23 protein-coding genes are annotated in these 22896 nt (G+C 71.2%); 13 read left to right on the top strand and 10 right to left on the bottom strand.

All coding sequences use genetic code 11. From position 1 onward, the window contains the following. Nucleotides 1-185: 185 nt before the first annotated feature. Genes ACFW9Z_RS17520 through ACFW9Z_RS17510 form a run of 3 tightly spaced genes read left to right on the top strand, consistent with a single transcriptional unit; the run spans nucleotide 186 to nucleotide 3586 of the window. Complete coding sequence (locus ACFW9Z_RS17520; RefSeq protein ID WP_384641108.1) at nucleotides 186-1190, top strand: carbohydrate ABC transporter permease; 1005 nt, start codon at nucleotides 186-188, stop codon at nucleotides 1188-1190. Further along, nucleotides 1187-2047 carry a carbohydrate ABC transporter permease gene (locus tag ACFW9Z_RS17515; RefSeq protein WP_384641105.1) on the top strand — a complete coding sequence of 287 codons (861 nt, stop codon included), beginning with the start codon at nucleotides 1187-1189 and terminating at the stop codon, nucleotides 2045-2047. Before ACFW9Z_RS17520 ends, ACFW9Z_RS17515 begins: the two co-directional genes overlap by 4 nt. A 9-nt stretch (nucleotides 2048-2056) precedes the next feature. Then, the gene (locus ACFW9Z_RS17510) at nucleotides 2057-3586 is read left to right on the top strand and encodes a glycoside hydrolase family 3 protein (RefSeq protein ID WP_384641102.1); all 1530 of its coding nucleotides are present in this window, start codon (nucleotides 2057-2059) and stop codon (nucleotides 3584-3586) included. A gap of 130 nt (nucleotides 3587-3716) precedes the next feature. On the opposite strand, the gene nagB is transcribed toward ACFW9Z_RS17510, so the two are convergent. After that, a complete protein-coding gene (gene nagB / locus ACFW9Z_RS17505; RefSeq protein ID WP_384641099.1) occupies nucleotides 3717-4502 on the bottom strand; it encodes a glucosamine-6-phosphate deaminase in 786 nt (261 codons plus the stop codon). Nucleotides 4503-4711: 209 nt separating this feature from the next. Here nagB and ACFW9Z_RS17500 point away from each other — a divergent pair, with 209 nt between their 5' ends. Together ACFW9Z_RS17500 and ACFW9Z_RS17495 are read left to right on the top strand one after the other, a co-directional pair. After that, on the top strand, nucleotides 4712-5794 hold the full coding sequence (locus ACFW9Z_RS17500) for an SIS domain-containing protein (protein ID WP_384641096.1): 1083 nt from the start codon (nucleotides 4712-4714) through the stop codon (nucleotides 5792-5794). Nucleotides 5795-6361: 567 nt separating this feature from the next. Next, nucleotides 6362-7828: a sensor histidine kinase gene (locus ACFW9Z_RS17495; RefSeq protein WP_384641130.1), complete on the top strand. Its 1467-nt coding sequence runs from the start codon at nucleotides 6362-6364 to the stop codon at nucleotides 7826-7828. A 209-nt stretch (nucleotides 7829-8037) separates the two neighbouring features. Here ACFW9Z_RS17495 and ACFW9Z_RS17490 read toward each other — a convergent pair whose 3' ends face one another. Both ACFW9Z_RS17490 and ACFW9Z_RS17485 read right to left on the bottom strand, forming a co-directional pair. Then, complete coding sequence (locus ACFW9Z_RS17490; protein ID WP_003953983.1) at nucleotides 8038-8295, bottom strand: WhiB family transcriptional regulator; 258 nt, start codon at nucleotides 8293-8295, stop codon at nucleotides 8038-8040. A gap of 320 nt (nucleotides 8296-8615) precedes the next feature. Then, a complete protein-coding gene (locus ACFW9Z_RS17485) occupies nucleotides 8616-9584 on the bottom strand; it encodes a diacylglycerol/lipid kinase family protein (protein ID WP_384641093.1) in 969 nt (322 codons plus the stop codon). A gap of 205 nt (nucleotides 9585-9789) precedes the next feature. On the opposite strand from ACFW9Z_RS17485, the gene ACFW9Z_RS17480 reads away from it, so the two are divergent. Further along, nucleotides 9790-10239: a hypothetical protein gene (locus tag ACFW9Z_RS17480; protein ID WP_384641089.1), complete on the top strand. Its 450-nt coding sequence runs from the start codon at nucleotides 9790-9792 to the stop codon at nucleotides 10237-10239. 30 nt (nucleotides 10240-10269) lie between these two features. On the opposite strand, the gene ACFW9Z_RS17475 is transcribed toward ACFW9Z_RS17480, so the two are convergent. The 3 genes from ACFW9Z_RS17475 to ACFW9Z_RS17465 form a co-directional block, all read right to left on the bottom strand. After that, a complete protein-coding gene (locus tag ACFW9Z_RS17475; RefSeq protein WP_384641086.1) occupies nucleotides 10270-11223 on the bottom strand; it encodes an RNA polymerase sigma factor SigF in 954 nt (317 codons plus the stop codon). Then, nucleotides 11220-11633 carry an anti-sigma regulatory factor gene (locus tag ACFW9Z_RS17470; RefSeq protein WP_014048265.1) on the bottom strand — a complete coding sequence of 138 codons (414 nt, stop codon included), beginning with the start codon at nucleotides 11631-11633 and terminating at the stop codon, nucleotides 11220-11222. The genes ACFW9Z_RS17475 and ACFW9Z_RS17470 overlap by 4 nt, the downstream gene beginning before the upstream one ends. 231 nt (nucleotides 11634-11864) lie before the next feature. Next, on the bottom strand, nucleotides 11865-12125 hold the full coding sequence (locus ACFW9Z_RS17465) for a UBP-type zinc finger domain-containing protein (protein ID WP_384641083.1): 261 nt from the start codon (nucleotides 12123-12125) through the stop codon (nucleotides 11865-11867). A gap of 35 nt (nucleotides 12126-12160) precedes the next feature. Between ACFW9Z_RS17465 and ACFW9Z_RS17460 the strand changes: the two genes are divergently transcribed. After that, complete coding sequence (locus tag ACFW9Z_RS17460) at nucleotides 12161-13762, top strand: Na+/H+ antiporter (protein ID WP_384641080.1); 1602 nt, start codon at nucleotides 12161-12163, stop codon at nucleotides 13760-13762. On the opposite strand, the gene ACFW9Z_RS17455 is transcribed toward ACFW9Z_RS17460, so the two are convergent. From ACFW9Z_RS17455 to ACFW9Z_RS17445, 3 genes are all read right to left on the bottom strand, one after another. Continuing rightward, nucleotides 13738-14670, bottom strand: coding sequence for a 1-aminocyclopropane-1-carboxylate deaminase/D-cysteine desulfhydrase (locus tag ACFW9Z_RS17455; protein WP_384641077.1), 933 nt, complete (start codon nucleotides 14668-14670; stop codon nucleotides 13738-13740). The genes ACFW9Z_RS17460 and ACFW9Z_RS17455 overlap by 25 nt on opposite strands. A 38-nt stretch (nucleotides 14671-14708) precedes the next feature. After that, complete coding sequence (locus ACFW9Z_RS17450; RefSeq protein ID WP_384641074.1) at nucleotides 14709-15905, bottom strand: globin domain-containing protein; 1197 nt, start codon at nucleotides 15903-15905, stop codon at nucleotides 14709-14711. A 105-nt stretch (nucleotides 15906-16010) separates the two neighbouring features. After that, entirely contained in the window at nucleotides 16011-16457 is a 447-nt protein-coding gene (locus ACFW9Z_RS17445) for an RrF2 family transcriptional regulator (RefSeq protein WP_384641071.1), read from the bottom strand. A gap of 174 nt (nucleotides 16458-16631) precedes the next feature. Between ACFW9Z_RS17445 and ACFW9Z_RS17440 the strand changes: the two genes are divergently transcribed. From ACFW9Z_RS17440 to ACFW9Z_RS17415, 6 genes are all read left to right on the top strand, one after another. Beyond that, nucleotides 16632-18038: a family 2B encapsulin nanocompartment shell protein gene (locus tag ACFW9Z_RS17440; RefSeq protein ID WP_384641068.1), complete on the top strand. Its 1407-nt coding sequence runs from the start codon at nucleotides 16632-16634 to the stop codon at nucleotides 18036-18038. 92 nt (nucleotides 18039-18130) lie between these two features. Continuing rightward, nucleotides 18131-19174 (top strand): family 2 encapsulin nanocompartment cargo protein polyprenyl transferase, encoded by a 1044-nt coding sequence (locus ACFW9Z_RS17435; RefSeq protein ID WP_384641065.1) that lies wholly within the window; start codon nucleotides 18131-18133, stop codon nucleotides 19172-19174. Between the two features lie 107 nt (nucleotides 19175-19281). Then, the gene (locus ACFW9Z_RS17430; RefSeq protein ID WP_384641062.1) at nucleotides 19282-19878 is read left to right on the top strand and encodes a GNAT family N-acetyltransferase; all 597 of its coding nucleotides are present in this window, start codon (nucleotides 19282-19284) and stop codon (nucleotides 19876-19878) included. Between the two features lie 63 nt (nucleotides 19879-19941). Beyond that, nucleotides 19942-20610: a DUF6304 family protein gene (locus tag ACFW9Z_RS17425; protein WP_384641059.1), complete on the top strand. Its 669-nt coding sequence runs from the start codon at nucleotides 19942-19944 to the stop codon at nucleotides 20608-20610. Between the two features lie 185 nt (nucleotides 20611-20795). Beyond that, entirely contained in the window at nucleotides 20796-21767 is a 972-nt protein-coding gene (locus tag ACFW9Z_RS17420) for a DUF1648 domain-containing protein (protein WP_384641127.1), read from the top strand. Between the two features lie 2 nt (nucleotides 21768-21769). Continuing rightward, complete coding sequence (locus ACFW9Z_RS17415; protein ID WP_384641056.1) at nucleotides 21770-22126, top strand: GntR family transcriptional regulator; 357 nt, start codon at nucleotides 21770-21772, stop codon at nucleotides 22124-22126. A 117-nt stretch (nucleotides 22127-22243) separates the two neighbouring features. Here ACFW9Z_RS17415 and snpA read toward each other — a convergent pair whose 3' ends face one another. Beyond that, entirely contained in the window at nucleotides 22244-22888 is a 645-nt protein-coding gene (snpA, locus tag ACFW9Z_RS17410) for a snapalysin (protein WP_384641053.1), read from the bottom strand. Between the last annotated feature and the right edge of the window lie 8 nt (nucleotides 22889-22896).

The raw sequence follows: 22896 nt of genomic DNA, 5'->3' as shown, positions 1-22896 counted from the left end.
TTTTTTTTATAACACACACACCAACCCGCCCCACAAAAACAAAAACGATCTAAAAAAAAACCAGCCCCCACCTCCCGGGCCCCTGGGGGGGCCCGGGCTTTTGGGCGGGCCCCCCGCCCCCTTCTCGCAAGTGAACGCCGTGAATTCCGGGGCTCGCCCCGGACCCGCGATGGAAGGTCAGCCACGTGTCTGCCGCTGATACCAAGGCCGTCGGGCCGCCGGTCCCTGTACCACCCGACCAGCAGTCGGCCGGGGGTTCGCCCGAAGGCGGCGCCCCCCGGGTACAGAAGAGGAAGAGAAAGAAGGGCGAGCTCCTCCCCTACTTCCTGATCCTCCCGGCGATCGTGGCGATCGCCGCCGTCTATCTCTACCCGCTGAGCAAGACGGTCATCATGTCCTTCCAGGACATGGGCCGACGCGAGCTGTGGACCGGAGACCCCGCCCCCTGGGTCGGCTTCGAACAGTTCAGCAACATCCTCGGGGACTCCGAGTTCTGGTGGGTCACCTTCCGTACGGTCGCCTTCATGGCCGTCTGTGTGGTGCTGACCATGGGCATCGGGCTGCTCGTCGCCCTGCTCATGCGCAGGCTCACCACCTGGGTCCGGCTCGTCCTGACCGTCGCGCTGATCGCCGCCTGGTCGATGCCGCTGATGGTCGCCGCCTCCATCTTCCGCTTCATGGCCGACTCCGACTACGGCCTGCTGAACACCCTGATCGCCAAGGTCGTCGGTGACGACTGGCTCGGGCACAACTGGTACGTCAACCCCGTCCAGGGCTTCGGCATCATCACCCTGCTGGTCGTCTGGGGCGCCATCCCGTTCGTCGTCGTCACCCTGTACGCGGCCCTCACCCAGGTTCCCCAGGAACTGGAGGAGGCCGCGGCGCTCGACGGCGCCAGCGGCTACGGCATCTACAGGTTCGTCACCTGGCCGGTGATCAAGCCGGTCTTCGTGATGGTCACCACCCTCTCGGTGATCTGGGACTTCAACGTCTTCGGTCAGATCTGGCTGCTGCGCGGCAACAAGCCCGAGCCGGAGTACAAGACCCTCGGCCTCTACTCCTACTCCAAGGCGTTCGAGTCCACCTCCTTCAGTCAGGGTGCCGCGATCGCCCTGATCACGGTGCTGCTGCTGTCCGGCGTGGCCGTGTACTACCTGCGCCAGCTCATGAAGACAGGAGAGGTCGAATGAGCAGCACGACCGAGACCCAGGCGCTGCGCCCCGACCGCAAGAAGAGCCGGCTCCACCTCGACATCATCGGCCTCGGCATCGCCGCGGTCATGATCTTCCCGGTCTACTGGCTGGTCATCAGCGCCCTGCGGCCCAACCACGAGATCCGCAGCTACGACCAGACCCTGTGGCCCTCGTCGATCACCTTCGACAACTTCGTCCGGGCCACCGAGCAGCAGAACTTCGTCACCGCCATCCAGTCGAGCCTGATCGTCGCCGGCACCGCGGTGATCGGCGGAATGATCATCGCCACGCTCGCCGCCCTGGCGATCGGCCGGTTCAAGTTCTTCGGCCGCAAGTCCCTGCTCCTGGTCATGATCCTGGTCCAGATGCTGCCGCCGACGGCGATGCTCATCCCGATCTACGCGCAGCTCAACGCCATGGGCGGGGTCGACGAGTACTGGGGCCTGATCGTCGTCTACCTGGTCTCCACGCTGCCCTTCGCCACCATCATGATCCGCGGCTTCGTCGTGAACATCCCGGTGGAGCTGGAGGAGTCCGCGATGGTGGACGGCTGCACCCGCTTCCAGGCCTTCCGCCGGGTGATCTTCCCGCTGCTGGCCCCCGGGCTCGCCGCCGCGTCGATCTTCGCCCTGGTGAACGCGTGGAACGAGTACCTCTTCGCGTACATCCTGATCAACGACAACTCCAAGTACACGCTCAACGTGTGGCTGATGTCGTTCACCACCGAGCGCGGAACGGACTACGGCGCACTCATGGCGGCCTCGACCATGATCGCGCTGCCCGTCGTCATCTTCTTCATGATCATTCAGAAGAAGATGGCCGCTGGGCTCACCTCCGGCGCTGTGAAGGGATAGTGCGGGCTGATGACCACCCTCGTCTCCACCACGGACACGCTGACGCGCGACGCGCTCGCCGTGCTCCAGCCGGGATTCACCGGAACCACCGCACCGGACTGGCTGCTGCGCCGCGTCGGTGAAGGGCTCTCGTCCGTCGGACTGTTCGGCCGCAACATCGAATCGCCGGAGCAGCTCGCCGCCCTCACCGCCCGGCTGCGCTCCGAGCGGGACGACGTCCTCGTCGCCATCGACGAGGAGGGCGGCGATGTGACCCGCCTGGAGGTCGGGCACGGATCCTCGTTCCCGGGCAACTACGCCCTCGGCTCCGTCGACGACGTCGGCCTCACCCGGGCCGTCGCCCAGGAGCTGGGCCGCCGGCTCGCCGAGTGCGGCGTCAACCTGAACTGGGCGCCGTCCGCCGACGTCAACTCCAACCCGGGCAACCCGGTCATCGGCGTACGTTCCTTCGGCGCCGACACCGCGCTGGTGGCCCGCCACACCGCCGCGTACGTGGAAGGGCTCCAGGCCGCAGGCGTCGCCGCCTGCACCAAGCACTTCCCCGGCCACGGCGACACCGCGGTCGACTCGCACCTCGCGACGCCCCGTATCGATGTGGACCTCGACACCCTGCACGCCCGTGAGCTGCTGCCTTTCCGGGCGGCGATCGCGGCGGGTTCCAAATCGGTGATGAGCGCGCATATCCTGCTTCCCGCACTCGACCCGGACCGCCCGGCCACCCTGAGCCCGCAGATCCTCACCGGTCTGCTCCGGCAGGAGCTGGGCTACGACGGCCTGATCGTCACCGACGGCATGGAGATGGACGCCATCTCCAAGACCTACGGCATCGAGCGCGGATCGGTCCTCGCGATCGCCGCGGGCGCCGACGCCATCTGCGTCGGCGGCGGGCTGGCCGACGAGGAGACGGTGCTGCGCCTGCGCGACGCCCTCGTCGCCGCGGTGCGCAGCGGGGATCTGGCCGAGGAGCGGCTCGCGGACGCGGCCGCCCGTGTACGAGCCCTCGCGTCCTGGACGCAGAGGGCCCGGGGGGATGTCCCGGAGCCGGGCGCGGAAGTGCAGGAGGGGACCGCGCCCGGCACCGGAGTCAGCTCCGACATCGGCCTGGTGGCCGCCCGCCGCGCGGTCCGGGTCACCGGCTCCGGCGACCGGCTGACCGAGCCGGGGCACGTGGTGGAGTTCGCCACGGAGGCGAACATCGCGGTCGGCGACGAGACCCCCTGGGGCATCGCCGCCGGGCTGAGCACCGCCCTTCCCGGGACCACCACGGCCAGGTGCACCAGTGAGACCGCCGACCCGGCCGCCGATGTCCTCGCCGCGGCGGGGGAGCGGCGCATCGTCGCCGTCGTCCGCGACGAACACCGCCACGCCTGGATGGGCGAGGCGGTGGACGCCCTGGTGGCCGCCCGCCCGGACACGATCGTGGTCGAGATGGGCCTCCCGGAGGCCACCCCCCGGGGCGCCCTCCACGTGGCCACCCACGGCGCCTCCCGCGTCTGCGGCGAGGCAGCGGTGGAGGCGGTGACGGGCACGAAGGCATAGCCCGGGCCCGGGCACATTCAAGCCCGTCCGGCGATTGAGGACGAAGCCTCTCGCCGGACGGGCGGCACAACGGGAAGGGCCAGGACGCCTCACGGTGTCCTGGCCCTTCCCGCGCGTACAGCCGTACGGACTACAGCCCCTGCCAAGCCGGCTTCGCCGCGTACGTGGCGCGGAAGTAGTCCGCCAGCTTCAGCTTCGACGCCGCCGCCTCGTCCACCACCACCGTCGCGTGCGGGTGCAGCTGGAGCGCCGAGGCCGGCACGATCGAGGCGACCGGCCCCTCCACGGTCTGGGCGACGGCCTCCGCCTTGCCCTCACCGGTGGCCAGCAGGATCGGGTGACGGGCGTCCAGGATGGTCCCGATCCCCTGGGTGATCACATGGTGCGGCACCTGCTCGATGTCGTCGTCGAAGAAGCGCGCGTTGTCCACCCGGGTCTGCTCGGTCAGCGTCTTGATCCGGGTGCGCGAGGCGAGCGAGGAGCACGGCTCGTTGAAGCCGATGTGCCCGTCCGTGCCGATGCCCAGCAGCTGGAGGTCGACCCCGCCGGCCTCCGCCAGCGCCCGGTCGTACGCCTCACACGCGGCCTGGACGTCCTCGGCGGAGCCGTCGGGCCCGATGAAGGACGCCTCGGAGAGCCCGAGCGGTTCGATCACCTCGCGCAGGACCACGGAGCGGTACGACTCCGGGTGGCCCGCGGGCAGCCCGACGTACTCGTCCAGCTGGCAGATACGGGCACGCGAGGCGTCGACGGCCCCGGAGGCGACCTTGGCCGCCAGCGCGCGGTAGATGGGCAGCGGGGTAGAGCCGGTGGCAACGCCGAGCAGGGCGTCGGGCTTGCGGCTGAGCAGGGAGGCGATGGCCTCTGCGATCAGTTCGCCGCCTGCCGTGGCGTCCGGGACGATGACAACTTCCACGCTGTGCCTGCCGATCTGGTGAGGGGAGCCGTGTGGTATAGACCAATCAAGGGCCCAATCTAGCAGAATCGGGCAGCTGTGCGGTGAACAGCTCAGGGTTCGGTCCATCCGCCCGGCCCCGGTGGAGCCATCCGCCCGGCCCCGGTGGCGGACCCCGGCTTCCCCTGGTCGACTTGTCCGGTACGACACCGCTTCGGGAGGCACCCCCCATGTCAGCCACCCCTCCGCCCGGCCCGGACGACCAGGGCGATGTGCCCGGCCGCATCATGTCCGGCGAGATGGCCGAACAGCCCGCGATGCTGCGGCGCATCCTCGACCGGGGCGCGCCCCGCATCCGCGAGGTGGCCACCGAGATCGCCGCCAGGAAGCCCCGCTTCGTCCTGCTCACCGCGCGCGGCACCTCCGACAACGCGGCGCTCTACGCGAAGTACCTGCTGGAGATCCGGCTCGGTCTGCCCTGCGGCCTGGCCTCCATGTCCACCACGACGGCGTACGGGGCCAAGCCCGATCTGCGGGACGTCCTGGTCATCACCGTCAGCCAGTCGGGCGGCTCACCGGACCTGGTGGCCTCCACGCGGGCGGCCCGGGAGGCCGGTGCGGTCACCTTGGCGGTCACCAACAACCCGGACTCCGCGCTCGCCGCCGTATCCGAGTTCCACATCGACATCCTGGCGGGCCCGGAGAAGGCGCTCCCGGCGACGAAGACGTACACGGCCTCCCTGCTCTCCCTCTACCTCTTCGTGGAGGGACTGGCAGGCGCCGACGGAACGGAAGCGGCCGCGTCCCTGCCCGACCTGGCAGGCGCGATCCTGGGCCGCCGGGCCGAGGTCAAGGCGCTGGCCTCCCGATACCGCTTCGCCGAGCGCATGGTGATCACCTCGCGCGGCTACGGCTACCCCACGGCCAAGGAGGCGGCCCTCAAGCTCATGGAGACGAGCTACATCCCCGCGCTCTCCTACTCGGGCGCCGACCTCCTGCACGGCCCGCTGGCCATGGTCGACAACATCTCCCCGGTGATCGCCGTGGTCACCGACGGCCGGGGCGGCGAGGCCCTCCAGCCGGTGCTGGACCGGCTGCGGGGCCGCGGCGCCGACCTGTTCGTGGTCGGCCCGAAGGCGCAGGTGGAGGCGGCCTCGGCGGGCTTCGCGCTGCCGACGTCGGGGGTGCCGGAGGAGTTGCAGCCGATCCTGGAGATCCTGCCGCTCCAGATGCTCGCGTACGAGGTCACCATCGCGCGCGGCCAGGACCCGGACGCACCCCGCGCCCTGGCCAAGGTGACGGAGACCCGCTGACGGCGGCCGATCCCCGTACCGTACGGCCCCGGAAACACCCGCGGGCCGCGGCGCCGGGATGGGACCCTCAGCCCATCCGGCACCGCAGCCCGGAGCTACCTGGCCGGCGGTGTGCGGTGCCTCCGGCCACAGGAGGCACCGGCGCAGTCAGGGCAGAGAGCGCCGGGTGCCTCGGTCCGTTCTCCTGTGCGGGGAGAACGGAGGTCTTGGTGAACTCATTGTGGACTAGACCAATTGCCCGTGTCCATCCATGTGCACGACATTCTCCGGCCGTGGACCGCGCCCTGTCCATCGACATCCGCCCCTGAGCGCCCCACCCCGTCCATCCGCGTCCGGGCCCCTGAGCGCCCGCCACCCCGTCCATCCGCATCCAGCCACTGGGCCCCGCCCGCCGGGCCCGTCGCCCCGCCCGCCGGGCCCGCCGCCCCGCCCGCCGGGCCCGCCGCCCCGCCCGCCGGGCCCGCCATCGACGCCCTGCCACCGCCGCCCTCCCCTTCGGCACGGCCCGCCGGGCCGATCGGTTCGAACGCGTGCGGTAACCACAGGTACGCTCCACACGTGCCCTCCATGAACGACCTCGTCCGCCAGCACACCGCTCTGAGCGACACCGACCTCGAGTGGCTCCATCTGCTGGTCTCGGAGTGGCAGCTGCTCTCCGACCTCTCCTTCGCCGACCTCGTGCTCTGGGTCCCCACCCGCGACGGCACGCGGTACGTCTCCGTCGCCCAGATGCGGCCCAACACCGGCCCCACCTCCTACCAGGACGACATGGTCGGCCACCTGGTGCCGCGCGGCCGCCGTCCGCTGCTGGACGCGGCCCTGGACGAGGGCCGGATCGTGCGCGAGGGCGACCCGGAGTGGCGCGAGGAGGTTCCCGTACGGGTCGAGTCCATCCCCGTACGCCGTGAGGGCCGGGTCCTCGGGGTGATCGCCCGCAACACCAACCTGCTCACCGTGCGCACCCCCTCCCGGCTGGAGCTCACCTACCTTCAGTCCGCCTCCGACCTGGCCCAGATGATCGCCGCCGGGGCCTTCCCCTTCCCCGGCCAGCAGGTCGACATGGACGCCTCCCCGCGCGTCGGCGACGGCCTGATCCGGCTGGACGCGGACGGGGTCGTGCAGTACGCCAGCCCCAACGGCCTCTCCGCCTACCACCGCCTCGGCCTCGCCTCCGACCTGGTCGGCCACCACCTCGGCACCACCACCGCCGAACTGGCTCCCTCCCGGGGTCCGGTGGACGAGGCCCTGGTCAAGGTGGCCAGCGGATACGCGCCGCGCGAGTTCGAGGTGGAGTGCGCGGGCGGGGTGATCCAGCTCCGGGCCATCCCGCTCAAGCCCAAGGGCGTCCGCATCGGCTCGCTCGTCCTGCTCCGGGACGTCACCGAACTCCGTCGCCGCGAGCGCGAGTTGATCACCAAGGACGCGACCATCCGGGAGATCCACCACCGGGTGAAGAACAACCTCCAGACGGTGGCCGCCCTGTTGCGGCTCCAGGCCCGCCGGATGGATTCCGAACAGGGGCGCGAGGCGCTCAACGAGGCGGTCCGGCGCGTCGGTTCGATCGCGATCGTCCACGAGACGCTTTCGCAGAATCTCGACGAGCGCGTCGAGTTCGACGAGATCGCCGACCGGGTCATCGCGATGGTCTCCGAGATCTCGCCCGGCAAGGTGACCTGTCGGCGCACCGGGCGCTTCGGCATCCTGGACGCGGAGGTCGCCACCCCGCTCTCCATGGTGCTGACCGAAGTCCTCCAGAACGCCCTGGAACATGCGTTCGCGGTGGCGGATCAGGGCACGGTGGAGGTCTCCGCCGTGCGCGGCGGCTCACCGGCCGAGGGCCGGCTGCTGATCACCGTCACCGACGACGGGCGCGGTCTGCCCGAGGGATTCGACCCGCAGCGGGCCGGCAATCTCGGGCTCCAGATCGTACGGACGCTGGTGGAGGGGGAGTTGGGCGGCACGTTCGGCATGGTCCCGGCGCCGGAGCGCGGCACCCAGGTGGTGCTGGACCTGCCGGTACGCGGCGACAAGTAGGAGCGCGTACAAGCAAGGTAGGGGCACGTACGAGCAAGTAGGAACGCGTACAACAGAGCGGGCCCGGACCGTGGTGACGGTCCGGGCCCGCTCCGTGATGCTCACGTTGCGATGCGCTCCGGGGTACTGCGCGCTGCGACTCGAAGGCGGGGCTGTGCGTACGCTCTGTACGCGCCGCCGGGCTGAGGCGTGTTCGTGGGGGGCGTCGGTCAGGCGCTTGCGTTACGCGCCCGGTTGCGAGCGGCACGGCGCTTCATCGCGCGGCGCTCGTCCTCGCTGAGGCCACCCCAGACGCCGGAGTCCTGGCCGGACTCGAGCGCCCACTGCAGGCACTGCTCCATGACGGGGCAGCGACGGCAGACGGCCTTGGCTTCCTCGATCTGCAGCAGCGCAGGACCGGTGTTGCCGATGGGGAAGAACAGCTCGGGGTCTTCCTCACGACAAACGGCGTTGTGACGCCAGTCCATGGCTGCTACCTCTCCTTGGTATTACACGCTTGTTGCTTGTGAATGTGAACGCTTTCACGAATCCCCCCACAGGTGACGGGCCGACTCCCAGAAGCACTGGGTGTGGTCTGTGATGGTGAGGAGGGGTTCTGGCTCTCAGTGGAGGCCGGTGTTGCGGGCCGTCCCGATCGCCATGTAGAGATTCGCAAACCTCGGCGGCGGATACAACCCCTTCTGGAAAGTTTTTTTTGATTCCTCGGTGTCGACTAGGTCACAGCCGCACTTCTAAGGGGTGGGGGCCAGGCCAAACGTTCGAGTTAAAGGACTTTCGGCCCTTCCACTCACACAATCACACGCAGTGCACGGCGTACGCCTGTGAACGTCACGCTCGTACGCAGTCCCAGGTGGTCGCCGTCCATCTGGAAGGGCAGTGGAACCTTTGAATGCAAGGTGAAGTCCGTGAGGTCGTGGCGTGAAACGGCGTGCTTCCCGCGCGGCCCTCTGGCGGGGCTCGAAGTGAGCAGCTGGGTGCCGTACCGGGCCACCGCCGTGGTGGACAGACGCTTCAGTCCGAGGACGTCCAGAGCGGTGTCGAAGGAGGCCTTGGGAGAGGCGTACACCGGACGATTCCCCAGGTAGGTCCAGGGGGCGGTGTTGCAGATTATGGAGAGCGCGAGGTCGGTGACGGGCTCCTGGCCGGGCACGTCGAGCGTGATCTGGCCGTGCCGGCGGTGGGCCTCGTCGAGGAACTGCCGCATCACCTGTCGTACGTACAGCGCATGCGTCGAACGCTTGCCGCCCTCGCGTTTCTGTTCGACCCGGCCGACCACTCCGGCGTCGAACCCGAGACCGGCACAGAAAGTGAACCAGCGTTCCGGTACGGACTCGTCCTCGGTGCCCGGGGTGCCGGCGGCGAGCCCCAGACCGACCGTGCGCTCGCTCCGGTTCTCCAGGGCGTCCAGGATGGCGCCGGTCGCCTCCACCGCGTCGTTGGGCAGCCCCAGGGCGCGCGCGAAGACATTGGTGGAGCCGCCGGGGACCACGGCGAGCTTCGGGACGCCGTCCACGTCCGGGCCCCGGTGCAGCAGCCCGTTCACGACCTCGTTCACCGTGCCGTCACCGCCGAGGGCGACCACCAGATCGATGTCGTCGCTGTCGGCCGCCCGCCGCCCCAGGTCCCGCGCGTGACCCCGGTACTCGGTGGTCACCGCCTCCAGCTTCATCTCGCTGGCCAGGGCGTGGATGAGTACGTCACGGGTACGCGCACTGGTGGTGGTAGCTGCCGGGTTGACCACGAGGAGTGCGCGCATGCCCGCCAGAGTACCTACCGGGCGGTTCGGCTCCGAAGCCGCGGTTCACCGGGCTCCCGGACCGTCACGCTGAGTCACCGGTGTCCATGCGTGCTGAGTGACGGGTGTCCGTATGTGCTGAGTGACCGGTGTCCGTACGTGACATGCGCCGCGCCCGCGCACCCCGGCTTCACTTCCGGGCCCCCGGGATGCCAACCTGAAGGGCGTGAGCACTGAAGCGACCTCCTCCACCCCCTCGCCCGCCGCGACGGAGCGCCCGCGAAGGATCACGATCCTCGCCGGGATCAACGGCCTCGAAGGCGCCGCGCTCGCGATCAGCGGGCTCTACCTGCTGGTCATGGGGGTGCTCGGGCGCCTCGAAAGCTCCCAGCAGGCGGAGACGGTCGGCATCACGCTGATCGCGCTGGGCGCGATCCCGCTCGCCGCCGCCCGGGGCCTGCTGCTGCTGCGCGGCTGGAGCCGTGGCCCGGCGCTGATCACCCAGATCATGGCGCTGCCCGTGGCCTGGACGCTGCTGCGCTCCCAGGGCGCGCTGATCCCCGCCGGGATCGTGGTCGCCGCGGTCGCCGTGACCGGGCTCGCGCTCGTCCTGAACCCGGAGACCACCCGGACCCTGGGCCTGCGCCGGGGCGCCGGGACGAACCCCGGGGCCTGAGCCCCGAGGGCGCCTCCGGCAACGACCGGTCTACTCCTCGACGAGCAGGCGCTCGCGCAGTTGGGCCAGGGTGCGGGCCAGCAGCCGGGAGACGTGCATCTGCGAGATGCCGACCTCCTGGGCGATCTGCGACTGGGTCATGTTCCCGAAGAACCGCAGCAGCAGGATCCGCTTCTCGCGCGGTGGCAGGTCCTCCAGGAGCGGCTTGAGCGACTCCCGGTACTCCACGCCCTCCAGCGCCTCGTCCTCCGAGCCCAGCGTGTCCGCGACCGCCGGGGACTCGTCGTCGGTGTCCGGCACGTCCAGCGAGAGCGTGCTGTACGCGTTGGCCGACTCCAGGCCCTCCAGCACCTCCTCCTCGGAGATGCCGAGCCGCTCGGCCAGCTCGTGCACGGTCGGTGAGCGGCCGTGCTGCTGGGAGAGCTCGGCGGTGGCCGTGGTCAGCGAGAGCCGCAGCTCCTGGAGGCGGCGCGGCACCCGCACCGCCCACCCCTTGTCCCGGAAGTGGCGCTTGATCTCGCCGACGACCGTGGGGGTCGCGTACGTCGAGAACTCCACGCCCCGGTCCGGGTCGAACCGGTCCACCGACTTGATCAGGCCGATCGTGGCGACCTGGGTCAGGTCGTCCAGCGGCTCCCCGCGGTTGCGGAAGCGCCGGGCCAGGTGCTCGACCAGCGGCAGATGCATCCGCACCAGCCGGTTGCGCAGCTCCGCCTTCTCCGCGGAGCCGTCGGGGAGCTCCCGCAACTCGATGAACAGGGCCCGTGCCCCGCTGCGGTCATGTGGATCGTGGTGCCCGTGCTCGCTCATCTGGCCCGCCCGCTCTGCCTGCGACTGCTCCACCGCGACGTTGAGGCTCTGCGACCCGTCCGATCCGTCCACCGGATGCGGCCGGGCCTGTTGCTCCGGGATGCCTGCTGGGCGCACCACCCCGGGTCGGATCGTCTCGTCCCGCACAGGACCGTCCCCGTTCCCGTCGCTCACGCCGGCCCGGGGCCCGCGCCGCGCTGTTTGTAGAGGCTGATGCTGACCGTACGGTCGTCGGCGACCGTCGAGTCGACCTTGCCGGCCAGTGCGGAGAGCACCGTCCAGGCGAAGGTGTCACGCTCGGGTGCGCGGCCGTCCGTCGTGGGGGCCGACACCGTCACTTCGAGAGAGTCGTCGATGAGCCGGAACACGCAGCTGAGGACGGAGCCGGGCACGGCCTGCTGAAGCAGGATCGCGCAGGCCTCGTCGACCGCGATGCGAAGATCCTCGATCTCGTCGAGAGTGAAGTCCAAACGCGCTGCGAGACCGGCCGTGGCCGTTCGCAGCACCGACAGGTAGGCACCCGCAGCGGGCAGCCGGACTTCTACGAAGTCCTGATTCCCGGGCTCGCCTGCGATCTGGGACACCCTCACCTCCAAGGTGGCACAAACTCTTTCGAGGTTCCGGGAAGGGTGGCCCGGAGCCATGCGGTCGGTCGACGGTTCTCAGCTCGGCGACGCTATCTGATCCATGATGCAGTGTCGCCCGCACCCCATCCCCCGGCCGTCACTCATGGTAAACACATGAGCACACACAGTGGCTAGGGGGTTGCGGCGTCCAATTACGAAGAACCGGCGCCGGATTGACGTACCCAGACGTCAGACGATCGAACCGTCCTCGAAGCACCAGCGCCACTTCTCTCCCGGCTCGAAGCTCCGCATCACCGGGTGGCCGGTCTCCCGGAAGTGCCCGGTGGCGTGCCGCAGCGGTGAGGAATCGCAGCAGCCGACGTGCCCGCAGGTCAGGCAGAGCCGCAACTGGACGGGGTGGGTGCCCGCGGCCAGGCACTCGGGGCAGGTCTCCCCGAGCGGTTCGGGCTCGGGGCGTGGCAGATCCGCTACGTGCGCGCACTCGCTCATGATGGGCAGATTACGACGGATCCGAGGACGGTGAGATGGACGCGCTGCCGCTGGTGGCGCTGGTCGCGGCCAGTGCGGCGGTCGCCGGGGCCGCCCGGCGCACCCCGGTCCCGGCCCCGCTCGTCCTGGTCGCCGTCGGCCTCGTCGCGGGCCTGGTGCCGGGCGTTCCCACGTACCACCTGGACGCACACGTCGTCCTCCCGCTGCTGCTGCCCCCGCTGCTCCACACGGCGGCCCTGGACAGCTCCTACCTGGACCTGCGGGCCAATATCCGGCCGGTCGCACTGCTCTCCGTGGGGTACACGCTCTTCGCGACGGTGGCGGTGGGGTGGCTGGCGTACCTCGCGATCCCGGAGCTGCCGCTCACCGCCGCGCTCGTCCTGGGGGCGGTCATCGGCCCGCCGGACGCGGTGACGGCCGCCGCGATCGCCCGCCGGGTGGGGCTGCCCGCCCGGGTCACGACCATCCTTCAGGGTGAGTCCCTGGTGAACGACGCCACCGCGATCACCGCCTTCCGGGTAGCGCTCGCCGCGGCGGTGGGGGAGGGGATGACCTGGGCCGCCGGGATCGCGGAATTCCTGCTGGCCGCGGTCGGCGGGGTCGGCGTCGGCCTCCTGCTGATGGTGCCGCTGCACTGGCTGCGCACGCACCTGAAAGAAGCGCTCCTCCAGAACACGCTCTCTCTCCTGATCCCGTTCGTGGCGTACGCGGCGGCCGAACGGGTCCACGCCTCCGGAGTCCTCGCCGTGGTCGTCGTCGCCCTCTACCTGGGGCACCGCTCCTGGCAGGTCGACTTCGCCACCCGTCTCCAGGAGGCGGCGGTCTGGAAGATGGTCGCCTTCATCCTGGAGTCCACGGTCTTCGCCCTGATCGGTCTGCAACTGCCCTTCGTACTGAAGGGCCTCGAAGCGGGCGGCTGGGCGGCGGCCCTGGGCTACGCGGCCCTCGTGTTCGTCGCCGTCGTCGTGGTCCGCTTCGTCTGGGTCTATCCGGCCACCTATCTGCCCCGACGGCTCTCGAAGCGCGTACGGGAGCGGGAACCGGGGACCGACCGGACCGCGCCCCTGATCGTGGGCTGGGCGGGCATGCGCGGTGTCGTCTCGCTCGCCGTCGCCTTCTCCATCCCGCTGGTCACCCATGACGGCGAGCCGTTCCCGGCCCGCAACCTGGTGCTGTTCCTGACCTTCACCACGGTCATTGCGACGCTGGTGATCCAGGGGCTGACCCTGCCCGTACTCGTCCGCGTACTGAAGGTGCCGGGGCGCGATCCGCAGAGGGAGACGCTCATCGAGGCGCAGGCCCAGAGCGAGGCGTCCGCAGCCGCCGAGGCCCGCCTGGAGGCGTTGCTCGCCGAGCCGCACAACCGCCTCCCGCCCCCGCTGGCCGACCGGCTGCGCCAGGTGCTGGAGCGCCGCCGCAACGCCGTGTGGGAGCGGCTGGGGGCGGCCGACCCGGTCACGGGCGAGTCGGCGGACGACACCTACCGCCGGCTCTCCCGAGAGATGATCGAGGCCGAGCGGGAGGTCTTCGTCCGGCTCCGGGACGAGCGGCGGATCGACGACGAGATGATGCGTACGCTGCTGCGCCGGCTGGACCTGGAGGAGGCGGCGGCCTACCGGGAGACGGACGACTCCTGAGGACCCGGCGTATCGGGCGTGCCGGTGATCACCGCGCACACCCGGCTCCCCGGCGCGAACGCCCCCTCCTCGGCCAGCGCCGTCAGCGCGAACAGCAGCTTGGCGACGTAGACCCGCTCCACCGGCAGCCCGTGCCGGTCCTCGAAGTCCGCGGCGAAGGCGTCCAGTTCCCCAGTCGTACGGGCGTAGCCGCCGAAGGTGAAGCGCTCGTCCAGGGACCAGTTCCCGGCCGGTCCGCCGAACGCCTCGTCCTGGAGCGCGGCCACGGCCTCCCCGAGGAAGCCGCCGCGCAGCACCGGGACGCCCAGGGCGCGCTGCCCGCCGTCCAGCTCGCCGTCCAGCCCGGCCGCGAGCCCGGCCAGGGTGCCGCCGGTCCCGCAGGCCACGGCTGCCACATCGGTCTGCCCGCGCAACTCGCGCCCCAGCGCTGCGCAGCCCTGTGCGGCCAGCGCGTTGCTGCCGCCCTCCGGGATCACCTCCACGTCCCCGAACAGGCTCAGCAGCCCCTCCAGGACCTCGGGTGAGGCCTTCGCCCGGTAGGTCGTCCGGTCCACGAAGCGCAGCCGCATCCCGTCGGCGGCGCAGCGGGCCAGGGACGGGTTCAGCGGCCGGTGGGCCAGCTCGTCACCGCGTACGACACCGATGGTGGGGAACCCCAGCAGCCGCCCGGCCGCCGCGGTGGCCCGCAGATGGTTGGAGTAGGCCCCGCCGAAGGTCAGCACGGCCCGCCCGGCGGCGGCCTCCAGGTTGAGGTGGAGTTTGCGCCACTTGTTGCCCGGCAGGTCGGGGTGGATCAGGTCGTCCCGCTTGAGGAGGAGCGTGATCCCGTGCCGGGCGAATCGGTCGTCCCGGAGCTCCTGGAGCGGGGACGGCACCCGGGGGCGCAGGAGGGTCTCGGGGCGGTTCACGTGCCTATTGTGGCCCGCCCCGGTCCGGGCGCCCTCTCTCAGGCGCTCGCCAGCCAGAGGTCCGGGCCGAACACCTCGTAGTGGATGTCGGCCGGGCGGACCCCCGCGTCCAGCAGGTGGGTGCGGACCGTGCGCATGAAGGGGAGCGGGCCGCAGAGATAGGCGTGGGTGCCGGGGAGCACGGTGATGCCGTTCAGGTCGACGAGGCCGGTGCGGTGGGCCGGGTGGCCGGATTCCGGGGACTCGTACCAGAAGTGCGGCTCGGCGGCCGGGAGCTTCTCCGTCAGCCGGACGTGGTGGGTGCGCAGGGCGTGGTCGGCGGGGGAGCGGTCGCCGTGCACCACGGTGACCGGGCGGTCGTGGCCCTGCTCGGCCAGGTGCTCCAGCATCGACAGCATGGGCGTGCAGCCGATCCCCGCCGAGGCGAGCAGCAGCGGTGCGTCCAGGTGGTCGAGGACCAGGTCCCCGTAGGGGACGGAGAGGCGCAGCCGGTCGCCCGCGCGGGTGTGCTCGTGCAGGTGGCGGGAGACCTCGCCGTCCGGGGCGGACTCCCCGCGCACCCGCTTCACGGTGATGGAGCGCAGCCGGGAGCCGGGGGAGCAGGAGAGGCTGTACTGACGTATCTGCCGGGCCCCGTCGGCCAGTTCGACCTGTACGGAGACGTACTGGCCGGGCCGGAAGGCGGCGGCGTCGCCGTTGTCCGCCGGGCGCAGGTGGAAGGTCGCCACGTCCTCGGTCTCCTCGATCCGGGCGGCGACCTCCCACTCCCGCCACACATCGCCCGCCACCACGCCCTGCTGGGCGTAGAGCCGCGCCTCGATGGCGATGAGGGCGTTCGCCATCAGCCAGTAGACCTCGTCCCAGGCCGCGGCGACCTCAGGGGTGACCGCGTCGCCCAGTACGTCGGCGATCGCGGCGAAGAGGTGGGTGTGGACCACCTCGTACTGCTCCGGGGTCACTCCGAGCGACGCGTGCTTGTGCGCGATCCGGTTCAGCATCACGTCGGGCCGCGTCTCCGGGTGCTCGACCAGCGCGGTGGCGAACGCCGCGATGGACCCGGCCAGGGCTTTGCGCTGGTCGCCGGAGGCCTGGTTGCCCCGGTTGAAGAGATCGCGCAGCAGCTCGGGGTGGGCCGCGAAGAGCTTCTTGTAGAAGAGGTCGGCGATGTCCCCGATGGCCGCGCCGACGGCGGGGAGGGTGGCACGGACGGTGGCGGTGGACCGGTCGGAGAGCATGTGGACGGGCTCCTTTAATTGGTATGTGATGTGCGTATTTTCGGGCGGGCGGAACCCGCCCGTGGGTGTGGGCGGGAGGTCTGTGGGTGGGTGGCGGGGCCGGGGTCAGTCCTGTGGCGGGCCGCTGCCGATGCCCAGCAGCAGCGGGCCGGTCGGGGCGGCGACGAGATCGGTGACGGTGATCGGGTCGAGCGAGGCGTAGAAGGCGTCCTGGGCCTGGCGCAGGGCGCCGCGCAGCCGGCAGGCGGAGCGCAGCGGGCAGGGGGTGGCGCCTTCGCACTCCACGACGTCGTCCGTCTCCTCCAGCTCCCGCACGAGGGCGCCGATCGAGGCGGAGTGCCCGGCCGTGGTGAGGGTGAGTCCGCCGCCCCGGCCGCGCCGGGCGTCGAGCAACCCGAGGTGCTGGAGGCGGGCGACGACCTTGGCCGCGTGGGTGTAGGGCACCCGCATGGTGTCCGCCACCTCGCGTGTGGTCGGCGGGTCCGTGCCCTCGGCGACTGCCAGCCGCATGAGCACGCGGAGCGCCACATCGGTGAATCTGGTCAGCCGCATGGCTTGATCCTAGATAAGTGGCATCTGTGATGCAAGTTATGGGGGCCGCAGGGCGACGGGGGCAACCTGCCCCGACCGAAGGCCGATTAGTCACACTCTTTTGTGTAATGGCGGGCCGCGTCCTCCGCTGAAAGGCTTCTCCAGCAGGTCAGCCCAAGATCGAAAGGACGTCAGATGTCCGTTGGTGAAGAGGTTCGCGACACGCAGGCGCCGCCGCAGCAGAGTCTGGGGACGGCAGCTGCGCGGAACCTCGCGACGACCACCAAATCCGCGCCGCAGATGCAGGAGATCACCTCGCGGTGGCTGCTGAAGATGCTGCCGTGGGTGCAGGTACAGGGCGGTACGTACCGGGTGAACCGTCGGCTCAGCTATTCGGTCGGTGACGGCCGGGTGACGTTCGTCCAGACCGGGGACCGGGTGGCCGTGATCCCCGCCGAGCTGGGAGAACTGCCCGCTCTGCGCAATTTCGAGGACGAGGAGGTCCTCGCCGAGCTCGCCCGCAGGTGCGAGCAGCGGGACGTGGCCGCGGGGGAGGTGCTCGCCACGACGGGGGACGCGGCGGACCGGGTCTTCCTGCTGGCTCACGGCAAGGTCGAGAAGATCGTCTCCGGGCTCTACGGGGACGAGACGGAGCTCGGAGTCCTCGCCGACGGGGCCTACTTCGGCGACCAGAGCCTGGTCGACGGTGACGCCGTCTGGGAGTACACCGCCCGCGCCGTCACCGCGTGCACGCTGCTGACGCTCAGCCGCGCGGACGTGTTCAACCTCGCGGAGCGGGCCGACTCCCTCCGCGCCCATCTCGCCGGTCTGCTCACGATCCCGCACCAGCGGACCAACAAGTACGGCGAGGCGGAGATCGACCTCTCCGCCGGCCATGTGGGCGAGGCCGTGGTCCCGCACACCTTCGTCGACTACGACGCCGCACCCCGCGAGTACGAGCTGAGCGTCGCCCAGACGGTGCTCAAGGTGCACAGCAGGGTCGCCGACCTCTACAACCAGCCGATGAACCAGACCGAGCAGCAGTTGCGGCTCACGGTCGAGGCGCTGCGCGAGCGCCAGGAGCACGAGCTGATCAACAACCGCGAGTTCGGCCTGCTCAACAACTGCGACTACGGGCAGCGGCTCCAGCCGCACGACGGGGTGCCCAGCCCCGACGACATGGACGAACTGCTCTCGCGGCGGCGCGGATCGAAGCTCTTCCTCGCCCACCCGCGCGCCATCGCCGCCTTCGGCCGCGAGTGCAACCGGCGCGGACTGTCCCCGGAGAGCGTGGACATCGGCGGCCACCACGTGCCTGCCTGGCGCGGGGTGCCGATCTTCCCGTCCAACAAGATCCCGGTCACCGAGGCCCGCACCACCTCCATCATCTGCATGAGGACTGGTGAGGCCGAACAGGGCGTCATCGGCCTCCAGCAGACCGGCATCCCGGACGAGATCGAGCCGAGCCTCTCCGTCCGCTTCATGGGCATCGACGAGCAGGCGATCATCTCCTACCTGGTGACTGCGTACTACTCCGCCGCCATCCTGGTACCGGACGCCCTTGGCGTACTGGAGAACGTGGAGGTGAGCCGCTGGCGCTGACCCCGTGTCACCCCCGGGGGCCCGGTCGGCCGACACCGGCCGGGCCTCCGGGGCCCCGCCCCATCGCACCGCCCCAGGGAGTGACCGTGACCATGACCAGTACGGACGCAGCGACGGAAGGGCACGAGGCCGCCGCGCTGCTGGAGCGCACCCGCGCCATCGTCGACCCGCATCTGCGAACGGCCGTGGAATCGCTGCCCGGTGGCATACGCCGGATCGCGATGTACCACTTCGGCTGGGAGAACGCCGACGGAACCCCCGCCGCCGGACAGGCGGGCAAGGCCATCCGGCCCGCGCTCGTGCTGGCCGCCGCCCGGGCGCTGGGCGGTGACCCGGAGCGCGCCGTGCGCGCCGCCGTCGCCGTCGAGCTCGCGCACAACTTCACCCTGCTCCACGACGATGTCATCGACGAGGACACCACCCGCAGACACCGGCCCACCGCCTGGGCCGTCTTCGGTGTCCCGGACGCGATCATCACCGGCGACGCCATGCTGGCCCTCGCCCAGCGGCTGCTGGCCGAGGACGACCACCCGGCCGCACAGCGGGCCGCCGCCCGCCTCTCCTCCTGCGTCATCGAGCTCTGCGCGGGCCAGCAGGCCGACTGCGCCTTCGAGGAGCGCGGCCCGGACGAGGTCACCCTCGACGAATGCCTCACCATGGCGACCGCCAAGACCGGCGCCCTGCTCGGCTGCGCCTGTGCGCTCGGCGCCCTCTACGCCGGGGCGGAGGACCGGGCGGTCCGTGCCATGGACGGCTTCGGCCGGGAGGCGGGCCTCTCCTTCCAGCTCATCGACGACCTGATCGGCATCTGGGGCGACCCCGCCCGTACCGGCAAGCCCGTCGGGGCGGACCTGGCCGCCCACAAGAAGTCGCTGCCCGTGGTGGCGGCCCTGACCTCCGGCACCCCGGCCGCCGAGGAGCTCGCCGCGCTCTACCGGGGCCCCATGGCCACCTCCGCCGAGGTGGACCGCGCGGCCGACGCCGTGGACCGGGCCGGTGGCCGGGACTGGGCCCAGGTCGCCGCCGCCGACCGGATGGCCCGGGCGGTCCACCATCTCTCCCGGGCGGTCCCGGACCCCGGCGCCGCCGGGGACCTGCTGGCCCTGGCCGAGTTCGTCACCCGCCGGACCAGCTGACCGGCCCGACCGGCTCCCGGCCGGCTCCCGCCTCCCAACTCTATTATTCCGAGGGTTGATTGAGAGCCGAGAGTCGAGCGCAGCGGGCAAAGGGGCGGAAGCCGGTCATGGGCATGCGGATACAGCGGGCGGGACAGGACGACAGGGAGCTGGTCGTATCGGTCATGGAGGAGGCCTTCCACCATGACCCGGTCAGCAACTGGATCTTCCCCGACGAGGCGCACCGGCGGGCCGTGCACGGCAAGTTCCTCGGCGTCTTCGCCGACGTCGCCCTCGCCGAAGGCCGTATCGATGTGGCGGAGGACGGCGCGGCGGTGGCCCTGTGGCTGCCGGTGCCCGCCGGAGTGCCCGAGGAGGAGGACCCCACGCCCGCCCTGATGCGGCAGACCGCCGACCCCGACAACGAGCGGTGCGAACTGGTGGGGAGGCTGACCGGGAAGGTGCACCCGCACGACCGCGCCCACGCCTACCTGCTCATGATCGGGGTCCTCCCGCACCGCCAGGGCGAGGGCATCGGGGCGGAGCTCGTCCGGGCGGAGCTGGAGCGCTGCGACCGCGACGGCGAACCCGCCTACCTGGAGGCCAGCAGCGCCCGCAGCCGTACGCTCTACGAACGGCTCGGCTTCCGCTTCACGGGTCGCACGGTCGAGCTGCCGGACGGCCCGCCGATGTGGCCCATGTGGCGTGAACCGCAGACGGATTGACGCCTCGGCGAAGGAGGAGGGCGGCACCGGGGCCGCGCCGGGCAGGGGCTACAGTCCCTGCTCATGACAGATGAGTCGTGGGCCGGCTGGTACCGGGACCGCAACGGTTCCGACGCCGTCGTTCTCACCACGGACGGACAGCGGCTCCGGATCCGGATCAGAGGGGTCGACTTCGAGGGCGAGAGCTTCGACGGCCTCGCACCGGTCCCGGGCACGCCCCCGGAGAGCGGGGCGTTCGCCCTGGCCGACGGCGCGCTCACCGACTGCGTACTGGAGTGGGACCTCCCGCTGCCCGTCCTCGTCGCGGGCACCCCGCGCACGGCCACCCTCGGCTGCCTGCTCTCCCTGCGCCGGGCCGACCCGGACCTCCACCTCGCCCTCCACCTCGACGGCGCGGTCTACGAATCGGCCAGGGCCGAGAGCGACTTCGCCGCCGCGCTGACGGCGATCCAGCGCATCCTCCCGGACGGCATCCGGCTCGGGATCTGCATCGCCTGCGCCTTCTCCGACTACTTCCCGGCCCCCGGCCGCGGCCTCTCCGGCGGCCTCGCCTGCTTCCGCGGCGCCAAGGACGCCTACCGGGACACGGAGGGCGAGGGCGCCGTGCTGGACCTGTGGGACCGGCGTACGGGATGCGTCCAGGAGATCTGGAGCTGCCGGGAGTTCGAGGTGCGCCCGGCCCGGGGCGCGGGCACCGGCCACCGGGGGGCCTTCCCCCTCGAACCGGCCTGAGCCCCGGCGCTCCCCGGGCCGCCCGTCCCACCCGCCTGCCTCTGCCCCGTACCGCAACTCCGGTACGGGGCAGAGCCGTTCCCGCGTACGAGTGATGCACCCCGTCGTCGCAACGTCATTGCTCCACCTCTAGTTGTTCTACTACTATGCGAACAACGGAGGTTTTCATGACACGCCTGACACGCCTGACACGTAAGAACCTTGGCCGCGCAGCCCTCGCCGCCCTGCCTTTCGTCCTCGCCTTCCTCGTCGAACTGATCCTCTTCATCGCTCTCAAGGACCGCCTGCCCGACCGCCTGGCCAGCCACTTCGACATCTCCGGGAAGGCGGACGGCTACGCCGACCGGAACACCTACCTCCTCGTCACCGCCCCGATGCTGCTCATGCTCGGTGCCATGTGGGTCCTCATGGTGGTGAGCGGGAGGTTCTACGGGCGGGCTCACCGATGGCTGATCGGTGGCGGCTGGGCCGTCGCCACCTTCCTCCTGTATGTGCTGGGCGCCGCCCTGGTCGTCAACCTGGACGCCCCGGAGGGAGGGGCGGCGGGAGACTTCCCGATGTGGCACCTCGCCGTGGCCCTCGGGGCGGCCGTCCTTGCCGGAGGGGCCGGGCTGCTGCTGGCCCGGCTCGTCCCCGCGCCGGAGGACCCCGCCGCCGGGAGGAACCCCGAGGACCGCGAGCGGATCGTGCTCTCCGACGGTGAGGTGGCCGGCTGGGCGCGCACCACCGGCGCCTGGTGGCTGCCGCTGACCGCCCTGGTGCTCGTGGCCCTCGGCGCGTGGGTCGGCTACGACGCCACCTGGTACGCCGGTGCTCCCGCGTTGCTCCTCGGCCTGCTGGCGCTCACCTTCAGCCGCGTCCACGTCACCGTGGACCGGCGTGGCCTCACCGTATCCGGCCTGCTGCCGTGGCCCCGGTTCCGGGTCCCGCTGGAGCGCATCGAGGCGGCGGACAGCCGGCCGGTCAACGCCCTCGCGGAGTTCGGCGGCTGGGGCTACCGCATCCGCCCGGGCGGCGCCGGCTTCATCGTCCGCTCGGGCGAGGCCATCGTGGCCCGGCGGACGGGCGGACGCGAGTTCACCGTCACCGTCGAGGACTCCGCGACCGGTGCCGCCCTGCTCAACACCCTCGTCGACCGGCACCGGGCGGGGCGCTGACCATGCTCTTCCGGGTCGACCCCGCCTCCACCGTGCCACTCGGGGACCAGATCGCGGCCTCGGTGCGCCGCGCGGTCGCCGACGGCGCGGTGACCCCGGGCGAGCGGCTCCCCGCCGCCCGGGTGCTCGCCGAATCCCTCGGGGTGAACGTCCACACGGTCCTGCGCGGCTACCAGCGGCTGCGCGAGGAGGGCCTGATCGAACTGCGCCGGGGCCGGGGCGCGGTGGTCACCGAGGCCGCCTCCCCGCGCCGTGCGCAACTGCTGGAGCGGGTCCGCGAAGTGGTCGCGGATGCCCGGGAGTTGGGCCTGACGGAGGAGGAGCTGCTGACGCTGGTCCGCGCCGAACTGGGCGCCTGACCCATCGGCGTACGAGAGTCGAACTGGACGTCTGACCCGCCCTCGTACGGCAGCGGCCTCCCGCGGCACGGAGGGCCGTTCCGCGTCCGGGACGGCCCTCCGCTCATGCGCCCGGGGTCAGGACGCGGTGCCGGCCAGGGCGGCCGCGAAGCCGTTCCGCCAGAGGTAGTTCACCCGGGCCCGCTCGTTGGCGTCCGGCTGGGCGTTGGTGCAGGACGGGCCGGGGCCGCCGCCGGACATCAGCTGGCTGCACGGGCCGGAGTAGGTGTCCGGCAGACCGAGCACGTGCCCGGTCTCGTGCGTGGTGACGCGGGTGGAGTTGTAGATCTGATTCTGCCGGTAGTCCAGGAAGATGAAGCCCCGGCCGTGCCCGTTGGTGGAGGCGTACGAACCGCGCGGGTCGTTGCCCTCGCGATACGTGAAGTCGGCGTTCGAGCCTTCCTGGAGCCGCACGTTGGAGACCGAGCTGTTCCAGATCCGGGTGCTGTTGGCTATCTGGGTGCGGAAGCTCGGGGCGGCGGCCGCGCTGTAGGTGACCGTGACGGCCTGGGTGCCCGGGTTGGCGGCCCGCTTCTCGGCGACGGACTTCATCACCGCGTCGAAGAAGGCCCGGTTCGCGGCGGCGTTCTCGCCCGAACCGTTGTACGCGGCGATGGTGGCGGGGGTGGAGACGGCGGGGGCAGGAGCGGCGGAGACCGCGGGCGCCGTGCCGAGCGCGGCGACGAGGCCGAGACCGGCGATGGCGGTCCTGAGGTGTCTCATGGGGGATT

Origin of the sequence: Streptomyces sp. NPDC059452 (assembly GCF_042750035.1) — a bacterium.
Taxonomy (GTDB): Bacteria; Actinomycetota; Actinomycetes; order Streptomycetales; family Streptomycetaceae; genus Streptomyces.
This window is presented reverse-complemented; position numbering and strand designations above follow the sequence as displayed.

Excerpts from the sequence above, each read along its gene's own strand:
- ACFW9Z_RS17515 (WP_384641105.1), top strand. The coding sequence starts at position 1,187 with ATGAGCAGCACGACCGAGACCCAGGCGCTGCGCCCCGACCGCAAGAAG.
- ACFW9Z_RS17510 (WP_384641102.1), top strand. The coding sequence starts at position 2,057 with ATGACCACCCTCGTCTCCACCACGGACACGCTGACGCGCGACGCGCTC.
- ACFW9Z_RS17500 (WP_384641096.1), top strand. The coding sequence starts at position 4,712 with ATGTCAGCCACCCCTCCGCCCGGCCCGGACGACCAGGGCGATGTGCCC.
- ACFW9Z_RS17495 (WP_384641130.1), top strand. The coding sequence starts at position 6,362 with ATGAACGACCTCGTCCGCCAGCACACCGCTCTGAGCGACACCGACCTC.
- ACFW9Z_RS17490 (WP_003953983.1), bottom strand. The coding sequence starts at position 8,295 with ATGGACTGGCGTCACAACGCCGTTTGTCGTGAGGAAGACCCCGAGCTG.
- ACFW9Z_RS17485 (WP_384641093.1), bottom strand. The coding sequence starts at position 9,584 with ATGCGCGCACTCCTCGTGGTCAACCCGGCAGCTACCACCACCAGTGCG.
- ACFW9Z_RS17465 (WP_384641083.1), bottom strand. The coding sequence starts at position 12,125 with ATGAGCGAGTGCGCGCACGTAGCGGATCTGCCACGCCCCGAGCCCGAA.
- ACFW9Z_RS17460 (WP_384641080.1), top strand. The coding sequence starts at position 12,161 with ATGGACGCGCTGCCGCTGGTGGCGCTGGTCGCGGCCAGTGCGGCGGTC.
- ACFW9Z_RS17450 (WP_384641074.1), bottom strand. The coding sequence starts at position 15,905 with ATGCTCTCCGACCGGTCCACCGCCACCGTCCGTGCCACCCTCCCCGCC.
- ACFW9Z_RS17445 (WP_384641071.1), bottom strand. The coding sequence starts at position 16,457 with ATGCGGCTGACCAGATTCACCGATGTGGCGCTCCGCGTGCTCATGCGG.
- ACFW9Z_RS17440 (WP_384641068.1), top strand. The coding sequence starts at position 16,632 with ATGTCCGTTGGTGAAGAGGTTCGCGACACGCAGGCGCCGCCGCAGCAG.
- ACFW9Z_RS17435 (WP_384641065.1), top strand. The coding sequence starts at position 18,131 with ATGACCAGTACGGACGCAGCGACGGAAGGGCACGAGGCCGCCGCGCTG.
- ACFW9Z_RS17430 (WP_384641062.1), top strand. The coding sequence starts at position 19,282 with ATGGGCATGCGGATACAGCGGGCGGGACAGGACGACAGGGAGCTGGTC.
- ACFW9Z_RS17425 (WP_384641059.1), top strand. The coding sequence starts at position 19,942 with ATGACAGATGAGTCGTGGGCCGGCTGGTACCGGGACCGCAACGGTTCC.
- ACFW9Z_RS17415 (WP_384641056.1), top strand. The coding sequence starts at position 21,770 with ATGCTCTTCCGGGTCGACCCCGCCTCCACCGTGCCACTCGGGGACCAG.
- snpA (WP_384641053.1), bottom strand. The coding sequence starts at position 22,888 with ATGAGACACCTCAGGACCGCCATCGCCGGTCTCGGCCTCGTCGCCGCG.